Consider the following 12551-nt stretch of genomic DNA (forward strand, 5'->3'; position numbering starts at 1 on the left):
ATGGGTCAGCTCATGATCGGTCGAAACAGGAGCTTCATCCCGCCACGCTGCATCAGGCGCCCCACCAGGCGTTTGCTTGGCAAGAGCGGCGCTCCGTTCGCCAATGTATTGGCCCGGGTCTGAAACAGCGAACTGGCGATGTTGACACAGGCAATTCCTCCCAGGGCCGCTAGGGGACCATATAGGAACCCCGCGACCGTCCCGGCGACAAGCGATCCTGCCAGTTGAAAGACGTTGCCCATAATATTGTATCGCAGCTTGCCCGATGCGGGGCCGAACAGCATTCCGGGAATGCACAAGACGTAAACGAACGTCGCGACCCAGTCGATAAAGAAGAACAGCAGGAATTGCTGATCGACACGGCGCAAGAGCACTAGCGACACGACAGGTGCCAACAATGCCACGCCAGCATAGACGATCAACGCCGAAGCGGTGATGAGTGCAACCTGCCGTTCGTATATATGGCCGATCGCCCGCAGCTGTCGCCGTGCAAAAGCGCGAGCGAGGATAGGAACACTAAGAAAAGCGGGACCGATCAACAGGACGCGGACCGGTTGGAATACACGTTCGACCAGCTCGTAGACGGCGGTGCTCGCGGTTCCCCCAACCCGCGTCAGGACCAATCGCACCACCACGTCGTACAATTGTGCCATGGCCGTGTTGGCTTGCGTCAGCAAAGACAGGCCGATGGTCTCGCGGATGACGTCGCGGTGAAAACGCAATCTAAGCCGGAATCGGCCTGCGCGGAGATGGCGTGATAAGCTGGCCCATGCCGCAATGATCACGAAGATGAACTGGATCATCTGAGCGAACACCAGGCCCATAAGCTGCAAGCGAGGAGCAAGGACAATGGCCGTCACAAGCAGTAGAGCCGCCCCGGTCATGTTGATGATGCTCTTATTGGTACCTTTGCGAATGCCCACCAGTGCGGCGATGGGGACGGTGCTGAGGCTCCATAGGATTGCATTTACCAATACCAGCGGAAGCATGGTATGTCCAAGGGACTGCTGACCCGGTTCCAAGCTATGCCGAAGCGCAAGGCTCAGCGGATAATAGGCGATCGACGCAACCAGTGCATAGAAGCAGAAGGTAAAGATGATTGACGTATCAATATAGGGCCATATACGTCGTTCGCGATCCTCACGGCTCATCTGACCTATGAACTTGGGCAATGCCCCGGCGACGCCTACGTCGGCAAGCTTGATTACCGATGTCAAAGACTGGATCAGTGCCCAGACACCGAATTGCTTCAGCGAAGAATGCGCAATGACGACGCGAAAGGCGATCAGCAGAAACCCACCCGTAACCAGCACCTCGAGCACCGATGCGGCCGCGCCGTTGCGGGCAAGCCGCTGCAAGAGGGATATATCCTGCATGTCGGATGCCATCGCCACGGCCCCGTTTGGTCGTTCGTTCATAGATGATGCTCACTCCGCAGCGGCTGCTTGCGATTGACGGCTCAACAAGTCAATCAATGTGCAGGGCAGACTCCGCTGACCGGTCGATAGCCTGTCAAACCAGGGCTGGCCAATCGGCCACCCAAGCGGGTAAGCGCCATGTGCAATGCAACCGTCGAAAGCGCCATGACAGAAACCAAGAACCCAAAAGCCGCCGTCGTTCTGACCTCGATTGCCGCCCCCAACGCGGTGATGAAGGCGATCTCTGCCGATTGCCGTGAACGCGGACTGGACTTCTACGTCGTGGGAGACACCAAATCGCCTGACGAGTTCGAGCTGGAAGGATGCCGCTTCTATAGCTACGCTGCCCAGCGCGAACTCGCCTTTGTGACGGCGGGGCTGTGCCCGACGCGTCATTACGCGCGCAAGAACATCGGATATCTGCTGGCGATCCAGACGGGTGTCGAGCTGATCATCGAAACCGACGACGACAATCTGCCAGGTCCCGATTTTTACGAGGCGTTGCCGCTAGAAGCGACGCTGCCGGCCGTTGCGCAAGCCGGTTGGGTTAACGTCTATCGCTACTTCACCGACGGACTAATCTGGCCGCGCGGACTGCCGCTGGACGAGATCAACGCCCCGCTGCCTGTACTGTTGGAGCCGCAGGCTGTGCGCATTCCCATCCAGCAAGGGCTGGCGAATGAGAACCCGGACGTGGATGCCATCTATCGGCTCGCACTGCCGTTGCCGTTCAACTTCGACAAATCGCAGCGTGTGGCGCTGTCCGCCGGGACATGGTGCCCTTACAACAGCCAAAACACGATCCACTACAGCGAAGCCTTCCCGCTTCTTTATCTGCCGGCTTACTGCAGCTTCCGTATGACGGATATCTGGCGCAGCTTTGTCGCGCAACGGATTGCAGGCGTGAACGGTTGGTCCATCCTGTTCCGAGAGGCAACGGTTGTTCAGGATCGCAACGACCATAGTCTGATGCGCGATTTCGAGGACGAAATTAGTGGCTATCTTGGCAATCGCAAGATCGCTGAAGCCTTGGATGCTCTGGACCTCAAGGCCGGTACCGATCTGGGTACCATGGGGGAAAATCTGCGCAAATGTTATGGCGCGCTGGTTGATGGCGACTACGTCGGAGCGGAGGAGCTGCCGTTGCTTGACGCATGGCTGACCGATCTGGCGACGATCCTTGGCTGAAGTGGATCGGCAGGAAAACCGCGCGAGCGCAGTTTTCATCTTCAATCATCGGTTCGAGCGTAATATCGAGAAGCTCGACGAGATTTATGGGGAGCGCTTTCCCAAGCGCACCTATCTGATGCCTTTCGCTCGTTCCGAAAGGGCGGACGTATGCCGCATTACAGAATCGAGCTGGCAGTTCAGCGGTCACGTTGCCCAAGGCGCGGCCTCGTTCATCGACGACGAGGCAACGCACTACGTCTTCATCTCGGATGATTTGATTCTCAATCCGAGAATAGATGCGTGGAACATCGCGTGCAAACTGGATCTTGATGCGTCTACCGGATATATCAAGTCGCTCGCGCCGCTCGACTCCGTACGATACCAGTGGCATCGGTCCCTGCCGGCCAGCATCGCTCTGCGGCGTAATGGGGATGGTTTCGACTGGCGTGCCGAACTCCCGCCCGAAGATGAGGCGCGCGCAAAGTTTGCTGGCATGGGTTTGCAGGATCATCCGTCCAAGATGCGCTCGCTGAGCGAGGCAAAGCATGCTCTGACCAAACTGCTTCCGGCCGCGGGCTATCTGGCCGCGCCTTGGGCGGTGAAGCTGCACGGCAAGCCGAGCGATTACCCCTTGTTGATGGGCTATGCCGACTTTTTCGTGGTACCAGCCGAGGCGATCCGGCGCTTCACCCATTATTGCGGGGTATTCGCGGCCCTCGACATCTTCGCGGAAGTCGCGGTGCCGACTGCGTTGGCCCTGGCGGTCGATCGGGTGAAAACCGAACTGAAGCCGGGCGAGAGATTCAACGACCCGTTGGCAGCGCGTCAGCCGGATTTCGCGTGGCAGGGAATCGAGTTTTGGGATCCGGCGGAGACCCCGGTGTTTGCCGCTCGTTTCGGCAACGACCGCGATCGCCTGATGAAAGAGTTCCCGGACGAGTATCTGTATGTCCACCCGGTCAAGCTGAGTCAGTGGCGCTAAGGCGCATTGACGATCTGAGGGCTGACCGATGAAGCTGCTGATTCTGGGCATAAACTATGCACCCGAGAAAATCGGGATCGCGGTATATACGAGCGATCTGGCGAGGTCGCTCTTACAGGCGGGTCACGATGTGCGCGTGTTGACTGCCAAGCCTTATTATCCCGAGTGGCAGGTTCAGCACGCCTACCGTCGCCCTTTTTGGTGGAGCGAAACCTGTGATGGGGTGCGGGTTCTACGCTGCCCCATCTATGTGCCCTCCCATCCCTCGGGTGTCCGACGATTGCTGCACCATGCCAGCTTTGCATTGAGCGTGCTGGTTCCGGGATTGTGGAGCGGCTTTCGCTGGCGTCCCGATGCTGTATTGTGCATCGCGCCTTCGTTAATGGCGGCCCCGGTCGGCTGGGCTGCCGCCCGTCTGGCTGGATCGATCGCCTGGTTGCATATTCAGGACTTCGAAGTGGAGGCAGCGGTTGCGACCGGGCTGCTCAATGGCAATTCCAAAGCCGCGCGACTCGCCAGGTCCGTGGAACGCACGATCATGGGGCTGTTCGATCGGGTGAGCAGTATCGGGCCTGAAATGTGCCGTCGCCTAGATGATCTTGGTGTGCCCGCGAGTCGAATTCGGCAGATGCGCAACTGGGCGGACCTCCATGCGATCAGACCGCAAGGCGCTCAATCGCCCTATCGGCAGGAACTCGGCATTACGACGCCCTATGTCGCATTATATTCGGGCAACATCGCCAACAAGCAAGGGATCGAGATCGTGGTGGCCGCGGCCAGGCGACTGAAGCACCGCCACGACCTTACCATCGTCATCTGCGGTGATGGCCCCAACCGCGCGGCACTGGAGCAGCAAGCAGATGGCTGCCATAACATCGTCATAGCCGGTCTGCAGCCAAAAGACCGCCTATCCGATCTGCTGTCGCTCGCCACGGTTCACCTGTTGCCGCAGAAGGGTAATGCGGCTGACCTGGTACTGCCGTCCAAATTGACCAACATGCTCGCGTCCGGGAGACCAGTCGTCGCAACCGCATCCGCCGGCACCGGCTTGGCGCGCGAAGTGGAGGGATGCGGGTTAGTTACCCCTCCCGAAGACGAAGTGGCGTTTGCCAATGCGATCGAGCGGCTGCTTGACGATGCTTCGCTCCGGGACCGGTGCAGCCGTGCGGCACGACAACGAGCGGAGCAGAGCTGGAACAAGGAAGTGACGGTGCAAGGGTTCCTGGACGACTTGAGCTCGGTGGTCGCCGGGGTCAAACCTGTCGGAGTAAGCCGGTGAACGCGCTTTGCCGTCTCGACGTAGCCGCCCTAGGGTGCCGGCATTCAGGGTCCGAATCGATGCCGATCCGACGGATATTTCAGAGAAAGGGGACCGCATGATCGCGCGTTCATCTTCGCCGACGATCGCTGTGGTCGTGGCGACCCGCGGGCGCGCGGCCGAAGTCTGCATATTGCTGGAGCGACTGGCCCAGGGTCATCGTCGCCCCGATCATGTGGTGATCGTCGGCAGCTCCCCTGCGGATTGGGCGGGAACGGAAACCGCCGTGCTGCCGGTGATCACGCTTGCCTCAAGCGAGCCAGGTCTTCCGCGGCAGCGCAATGCCGGTGTGCGCCACCTGCTCGAGAACGCCGTGGCTGCGGACGTTATTGTCTTCTTCGACGATGATTTCCGGCCTCATCGCGATTGGCTCGATGCGGCCGCGGCCGTGTTCAAGACGCACGAAGACGTCGTCGGCCTGACCGGCGCGGTTCTTCGGGATGGGGCCAAGACGGCTGCTATCGACGAAGCGGAGGCGAGCAACGTTCTTGCCGCCTGGGTGCGGCCCGCCGGGGAGGCGGCCCAATCCGTGCCGCGGCTATACGGATGCAACATGGCAGTACGCGCCGCGGTATTCGACAGGGCACGGTTTGATGAACGATTACCGCTTTACGGCTGGTTGGAGGATCTCGATTTCTCCGGCCAGCTGCAAGGTCGCCAGGTGCTTGCCAGGCATTGTGCCGGCGTCCACCTCGGTTCGAAGGGGGCCCGGGTCAGTGGACGCCGCTACGGCTATTCGCAGATTGCCAATCCGCTATATCTGGCAGGCAAGGGGACTTGTCCGCCGCTTCTCACCGCACGCTTTCTGGCCCAGGCGTTGGTATTGAACGCGCTGCGGGCTTTCTACCGGCATCCTCTATTCGATTATCGCGGCCGGCTGGACGGCAATCTGCGCGCGTTCGGCGACGTGCTTCGAGGAAGGCTGCGTCCGGAGCGAATATTGGACCTGTAGCGATCTACCCCAATTGGGTGCCGTCAGTCGCATGCGCCGGTGCGCCGGTCGCTTTCAGGTAAAGCGCGCCGTTTTCTTCCCACAAATGGGTCGTGCCCAAGACCAGATGGGCTCCATTCCATTTCCCGTCACCCAAGGTCGACACATGGCCGTCCGCTTGCGGTTCGCGCCCATGATAGACGTACAGCCGCGCCGCCTGGAACGCGTGATTTTCCGTAGGGTCGACGGGGACGATGACATATTGCCACGCTTGGGAATCTGCGGCAGCCGGCAAGGTAAAAGGGATGCGGACACGACGCCATTCAGCAGGCAAGACATAGCGCAGTCGTCGCGCGATGATCCCCGCCGCGTAGTTGAAGATGCGTACCTCTACCGCGTCCGCGCTCTTTGTGCTTGCGCGCTTCAGATCGACTGCGAGCCAGCCTTGGTGTCCGGCCCTTGCCGTACGAAGAGTATCCGCGAGGCCGCCACCCTGCCGGACCGGAACGACCTCGACCGCGCGGTTATGCCCTGCATGGTCGGCGACGGGCGTCAGGGATACACCTTCGCCAAAGGTCTTGAAGGCTTCGGGACGATCCGCAGACGCGAGCAGGTGGAAAGAGGTGTCGTCGCCGCCCGTGCCAGGCAGTATTGTCTCCTCGGCAATAGCTTGGGTCGCGCTTGGGTCCGATTGCGGGCCGATGGCGGCATTGCTGATGCCTTGAAGGAACGGGGAACTGCCAAGGAGGCTGTCGGCATTTTCCAATCGCACCGTCCAATTGGCATTGGCGTAATCGATCTTGCGGGCCCCCATGAACTCGCAAAGGTACAAATGCCGCCCGCCATCGTGGCAATTGTTGATATAGGTGAGGTTTCGAACTTCCGAGATCCAGCTGCGTATGAAAGGCGATCTGACATCACCCGAGCAGGAAATGCGGCTGTTCTCGATAGTGATGCCGGACAGAAACGCGCCGTCCCCCCCGCCGGTGTCGAACCGTACATTGGGTGCCCGTGTCTGGCGGGTGTCGCCTGGGCCTTCGCGGGCTACTAAGATGCGCACGTCATCCGGTTGCATGTTCTCGCTGCCGAACTTATTGCCGCAAATCATCGTTCCCCAGCCCGAGTTGCTGCCGAACTGACCAGGCGTGATCTCGGGCACGAGCCAAATTGCCGCACCCCTCGGTGTTGTCTTGTCCCAGAACAGAAAGTCGTTGCGCAGCACGTGGATGCTGCCGCTGGGGTTTGGACCGATCTTCAAATGATAGCGATTGCGCAGAAATGCATTGCCTTCGATAATACTGCCATCGGCATAACCACCCCAGCTAATTCCGATGGCACTGCTCTTTTCAGCTGCCATGAACGTACAGCCGCGCACTTCAAGATAGGGTTGATCCTGGGCGTTATTGCCGATCGCACATTCGGTATAATTGTCGAATACGCATCGCTCGAACACGAAGCGTCCGTTGACGTTGAGCCCTGAGAAAAGGTGCTGTAACACGCCCTTGCCGCCTACGAAAGTTACGCCAGAGACGAACACTCGGTTCAGGCGTTCGCTGGTCTGAAAAAGATAGTTATCATCCGGGATACGGATGACCACCGATCCGGGGATCGCCCAGAGGGAAAGGGCAGGGAAGGGCGATGTGTTGCCGGTGATCGGAATATCTCCGGCGTCGTAGACACCGGGCTGCAGATAGAGACCATCTTGGGGGTGGGCCCAGTAGCTCGCACCTATGCCGGGAACGTAGCGGCCCGAACCCGCCGCCTTTTGAATGGCGCGGTGCAAGTCTCCACTAGGGCCGGAAGGCTCCACCTTGTTCGCAAGGGGGGATCCGTTGGTGGATTGGGCAACTCCAGCCCATACCGGGCCTGACGCAACGGCCCCCGTCAGCCCTGCGACGAGCGAACGACGATTTATTACTGCGTCTGCCTTGTCTGATCGAAGCGGCTCGGGGTCGGTTGCCGGCGGCAGGATGGGCATGGGGTGTCCTTTTCGAGCGGCTATGGGCGCCGGAGCGCCATAGTCGAGGTCATTTGCCTTTGCCTTCGGATAATAAACCAGCAGATTAAACCAATATAGAAAAAAGATCTAAAATTAGTTCGGGTATCATAGGCGAACTGTAGATAGCTGCCGAAAAACATCAGGGTATTCAGGCCTAGCGTCAGCAGGGTAGGGCTTTTCGAGAGAGTCTTTGCCGAATAGTATCCCGACCATAGAAAAACACCAAAGTAAAGCATAGCATATGGGGTTCCAAAAGAAAGGACCTCGCTTACTGCGGAATTTGGTACATAAGCGGCTAGTCGAATAGCGTAGAGGTCGCGGGCGGTATCGTATCCATCGATGAAGCTGACGAGCGGTGAGAACGACAAAATCTTGTAAAGGTTGTTGAATTGGAAGGTGCGGGAGAAGTATTCCGCTGTCACGAAGATGCCTTCGTAGACATTGCTGACCGCGTCGAGTCCGGAGACGTCGTAATAGGCGACGATATTGCTAAAATAGGTGGGAAGGGAGGCAAGGCCGTGGTTGCCCGAGCCCCGCCCCCATAGGACGGATAAGGTGGTCAGGAAGCCGACAACCATCAGGCCCACCGCGGCGACACGCGCCCGGGGGAACATGGCGGCAATCAACCCGGCTAAGATCAGATACGCTGCGGACCCGCGCGAATGCGCGGACAGGGCGAAGAAGAAGGACCAGGTCATGATGGGGATCAGGGCTAGACTTAGTCTTAAACGCCCGGAGCACATGGTAAAGGAGAGTGCGGCCGCCCCGACCAAGCCGAATGGTCCCACCAGCGTGAAGATCAGGCGCGTAAGACCATTGTTGATGACCAGAGCCTTTTCAGGGTCAGTCATCGTCAGATAGATGCTATTGCTCCAAACGATCGACCAATCAATGCATAAGCTCGTAACAAGCCAGCAGAAATAGAAGACGACAATGAATATCCAGAATACGCTATCCTTGACCTTAAGTGTGCGTACCGATTCGCCTATTGATATGCTGGATTTCGGAACAAGCAGGCAAAGCGAAAACAGCATGATCGCCTGCAATAGAAACATTGAGGAAAAGTGATGAATGTAGGCATATGTTGAAAATATGCGCACAAAACTGTAGTATAAAAAACCATAAGCGTGCAAGGCGAGCACGATCTGTGCAGTGAACAGGTACAGCATGGTACCGTGGGGAAACGGTAGAAAGCCGCTTCGCCGCACCGCCCATATTATGGCTAGCAGTTCGATCGGCCAGAATCCGATCATCAGGAACGCGTTTGTCACAGTGTCGCCTTGCCGCTGACGTGGATCATGCCGGAATTACGTTTATGTCGGTGATCCAGGGCGTTCCTGCCACCTCGCGGGTGGCATCGATGCTAGTAGCCGCCTTGATCGTAAACCACTGGCTAGAGCAATCTGACGGTATCGCAAAGTCGGCCTCGACTTGGCGCGGCTTGTTCGAGACCGGAAAAGCGAGACGAAAAAGCGGACTATTCGCCCCGCTGCAGGTCAGCGACACTTCGGGCTGGCCGCTGCTGCTTGTCGCGCCAGCGAGAAAACGAATGTGGTAACGGCCGGCACGCAGTATGGTAAGCTGACTGGCGACGACGCCCGAACGTCCAGGGTCGGCATTGAGCGACAAAGCGTTCCGATAGGGTGCGGTATCAATCGGGCCCTTGATAGCGCCAAGTCCGGGTTCATCGGCTATGTTCCAGTCAAAGGGAGGCACCCGATCCTCGGCTGAAAAGTCGCCGTTCCTTACCATGTTGGCAAGGCGTGACCCCGTGGCCTGCTCGTAGAGCTGCGCGGCATTGGCGACGGCATTTTGCTGAACCAGACCGTCCACCGCGCGCGTCAGGAGATCGTGCTCCACAGGATCGGCGATGTTCAAACGTGCGGCGATCAGCAGTGGGGTGAAGGTCGGTGCCCACGGATGGCTGGTGACTAGGGAAAAGGCGAAGCGCACGCGCCAGCGCGGTTGCCTCGACAGGATCTGCGCTAGAGGCTTTGCGACTTGGGGGCTATGCGACGCCTCTATTAGTACCGGCAGGAGCAGTTGGGCTGCATTTTCCCCGGTTCTCAGTGCCGTATCATAATGGCGCAACGCGACGGGGAGATTGCCGTCAGCGGCGGCATATTCAATTAATCCGACCTGGGTGCCCAGATCGCGACGCGAAAGTTTCTCGGCATAGGCGAGCAAGCGCCGAGAGGTCCCACCGTCGCCATATGCTCCGGCGCTCAAGGCAGCGACGCGGGCGGCCGCGACACTGATTGGTTCGCGCCGCAGGACCGCGGCAGCTTCGGCAAAGGTCTTTTTGGCGGCCGACGTGTTCTGGCTGGCCAGTTGCATTTCGGCGGTACGTACCCGCGGTTCGGCGGCAAAGGGCCAGATGATAGGTACACCGATGCCATGATCGCCGATTTTGACTTGGGCAAGCGTGACGCCAAGCGTTACCCACAGCAGCGCCGTGCCACCTGCTAGAACCGCTGGGATGCGCCAAAGAGCCGCTTCGCCATATGCCCGGTCAGGCACGGGCATCTGATGAGTTACCATAGCCGTATCGCTCGCTATAGTCGTACCCATAACCATAAGCCGCACGCTTCTGGTCGAACTTGGTCAGAACGACGCCAAGGATAGGCGTATTGGCTGCCTGCAGACGCGCGATCGCCACGCGGGTCATGCTCTTCTTAGTACCGTGCGATTCGATGACGAACAACGTGCCTTCGGTCTGGCTGGCGATCAACGGCGCATCGGCCAGCCCCATTACCGGGGGAGCATCCACCACGACATGGTCGAAACGGTCCTGAAGCTTTTCCAGCAACGTCTTGAAGTGCTGGCCGGAAAGCAACTCAGGCGCGCTGGGCGGCTGAGGCCCTGCCGTCATCACGATCAATCCGTCGTGGGCTGTTTTGACGAGGAGCGAATCGATGTCTGACGTCGCGCCTGCCAAATAATTGCTCAAGCCCGGCCCATTGGGGATGCCCAGTTCGTGATGCACCGATGGGGAGCGCATATCACAATCGATCAGCAACGTGCGGCGCTGCTGACGGGCAAGCAGCCGCGCAAGTGCATAGCTGGTCAGCGACTTGCCTTCGCCTGCACGCGTACTGGATACCGAGAAGACGTAAGGAACGCCATGATCTGTCGCGAAGCTGAGAGTAGTGCGCAGTGATAGATACGCTTCGGTAAGCGCCGATTTTGGATCGGCCAGCGCCTCTAGAGGTTCCACATCCGTTCTCGGGGTGGTTCCCAACAGCGGAATGCCCAGCATCTCTTCGATCTCCGCTGGATCGTCGATGGCCTCGTCGATCTGCTCAAGGATCAGTGCCAGACCGGCGCCGACTGCCAAGCCTGCCAGTAAGGATATGAAGAGATTGAGGATCAGGCGTGGGCTGGAAGGGCGTTCGGCGACTTCCGGCTGCTCAACCACGGAAATGTTATTGACGCCGACACCACCTGCGACCCCAATCTCCTTATAGCGTTGTAAGAGAGCGTCATAGAGTTGACGGTTGGTGTCCGTATCGCGCTGGTAGATATTGTACTGGATGCTACGGCGACGGGCATCAAGCACGTTGCCCTTGAGTGCGGTCACCCGCGAAGTCAGTTCCGCTTCGCGCTTCATACTGGCCTGGTAGGCGTCCTGCAGCCGGCGACGGCCTCGATTTTCCTCGGCCGCGATTGCACGATCGAGCTGCGCCAGCTGGCTCTGCTGTGCCTTGGCGGGCGGATAGTCGGATCGGAACTGCGTCAGCAGGCGGGCGTAGTCGGCCGCAACGTCCGCACGTCGTTCGCGCAGATTTTGCAGAGCAGTGTTTGCCGCGGTTTCGGGATCGTCGGCTGCACCAAGGCGACTTTGCGCTTGGATACGATCCGCGGTCGCCCGGACAAGCTCGCGATTGAGAGTGGATAGATCGTCGACGGCCAACGACCGTTCGCCGCTCAGCCCGCCTTCTCCTTGCGATGGCGTGGAGGCAGGCAAATTCACGATCCCCTGCTGCGCGGCATAGGCGACAAGCTGGCGTTCGGACTCGTCGATCCGACTGCGCAGTTGCGTCAGACGCTGCTCAAGGAATTTCCGGGCATAAGCCGTCGTTTCGAAACGACGTGCCAGGGTCGTAGAGATGAATTGCGCGGTCCAGGTTTCGACAACCTTCTTGGAGAAGGCGGCATCCGGACTCGTAAAGCTGATACGCACCAGCCGGGACAGCCTCTCCGGGGAAACCGTGAAGTTCTTCAAGAGAATAGTGCTGGCTTTAGAAATGCGATCTAGGCGCGCCGCATTGCCGCCGATCGGACGACCGTTCGGGAAGAGCTTTTCCGAGCTCCCGAACATGTCGAAGAACTTCGCGCTGTCCTGCAGATGCAGGGCTTCCACAACGGCATTGGCCTGCGACCTGGTTTTCAGCAGGCCATATTGGGTTTCGTAATATTCTTGGTCATTCGCACTGCTCTGCTGCTCGTCGGCCTGTGCGCCCTGAACCTGGGTAAAGTTGCGCGTCTCGCGCTGTATTTCAAGTGTCGCGACGGACGTGTACTTGGGCGTCGTTAGCAGCGTAATGATTAGGCCCAGCAGCAGAAAGGTACAGACCGCACCGATGACGGCCCATTTGCGACGCCGGGCGATCGAAAGATAGCGTTTGACGATATGGCCAACGCCCGGTTCGACGTTACCAGTCCGAACGGCTGCCAAGGCGCGCCCCGGAACGTCCCGTACATGATCCACACTCTTCATTGGAACGCCCTGC

The 12551-nt window shown here is 59.0% G+C and carries 9 protein-coding genes; 4 read left to right on the top strand and 5 right to left on the bottom strand.

Annotated features, from left to right (window positions below):
* Positions 1-5: 5 nt before the first annotated feature.
* Positions 6-1418, bottom strand: coding sequence for a polysaccharide biosynthesis protein (locus GTH33_RS00565; protein ID WP_163956480.1), 1413 nt, complete (start codon positions 1416-1418; stop codon positions 6-8).
* A gap of 165 nt (positions 1419-1583) precedes the next feature.
* Here GTH33_RS00565 and GTH33_RS00570 point away from each other — a divergent pair, with 165 nt between their 5' ends.
* The 4 genes from GTH33_RS00570 (at position 1584) to GTH33_RS00585 (ending at position 5840) form a co-directional block, all read left to right on the top strand.
* A complete protein-coding gene (locus tag GTH33_RS00570) occupies positions 1584-2606 on the top strand; it encodes an STELLO glycosyltransferase family protein (RefSeq protein ID WP_163956482.1) in 1023 nt (340 codons plus the stop codon).
* The gene (locus tag GTH33_RS00575) at positions 2599-3570 is read left to right on the top strand and encodes a hypothetical protein (protein WP_163956484.1); all 972 of its coding nucleotides are present in this window, start codon (positions 2599-2601) and stop codon (positions 3568-3570) included. The genes GTH33_RS00570 and GTH33_RS00575 overlap by 8 nt, the downstream gene beginning before the upstream one ends.
* A 28-nt stretch (positions 3571-3598) precedes the next feature.
* A complete protein-coding gene (locus GTH33_RS00580) occupies positions 3599-4849 on the top strand; it encodes a WcaI family glycosyltransferase (RefSeq protein ID WP_163956486.1) in 1251 nt (416 codons plus the stop codon).
* A 97-nt stretch (positions 4850-4946) separates the two neighbouring features.
* Positions 4947-5840: a glycosyltransferase family 2 protein gene (locus GTH33_RS00585; RefSeq protein WP_163956488.1), complete on the top strand. Its 894-nt coding sequence runs from the start codon at positions 4947-4949 to the stop codon at positions 5838-5840.
* A 4-nt stretch (positions 5841-5844) separates the two neighbouring features.
* Here GTH33_RS00585 and GTH33_RS00590 read toward each other — a convergent pair whose 3' ends face one another.
* Genes GTH33_RS00590 through GTH33_RS00605 form a run of 4 tightly spaced genes read right to left on the bottom strand, consistent with a single transcriptional unit; the run spans position 5845 to position 12538 of the window.
* Complete coding sequence (locus tag GTH33_RS00590) at positions 5845-7797, bottom strand: hypothetical protein (RefSeq protein WP_163956490.1); 1953 nt, start codon at positions 7795-7797, stop codon at positions 5845-5847.
* Positions 7798-7817: 20 nt separating this feature from the next.
* Positions 7818-9071: a hypothetical protein gene (locus GTH33_RS00595; RefSeq protein WP_163956492.1), complete on the bottom strand. Its 1254-nt coding sequence runs from the start codon at positions 9069-9071 to the stop codon at positions 7818-7820.
* A gap of 43 nt (positions 9072-9114) precedes the next feature.
* Complete coding sequence (locus tag GTH33_RS00600; protein WP_163956494.1) at positions 9115-10344, bottom strand: hypothetical protein; 1230 nt, start codon at positions 10342-10344, stop codon at positions 9115-9117.
* The gene (locus GTH33_RS00605; RefSeq protein ID WP_163956496.1) at positions 10331-12538 is read right to left on the bottom strand and encodes a GumC family protein; all 2208 of its coding nucleotides are present in this window, start codon (positions 12536-12538) and stop codon (positions 10331-10333) included. The genes GTH33_RS00600 and GTH33_RS00605 overlap by 14 nt, the downstream gene beginning before the upstream one ends.
* Between the last annotated feature and the right edge of the window lie 13 nt (positions 12539-12551).

The sequence above is a fragment of the Sphingomonas insulae genome, from assembly GCF_010450875.1.
GTDB classification, from domain to species: Bacteria; Pseudomonadota; Alphaproteobacteria; order Sphingomonadales; family Sphingomonadaceae; genus Sphingomonas; species Sphingomonas insulae.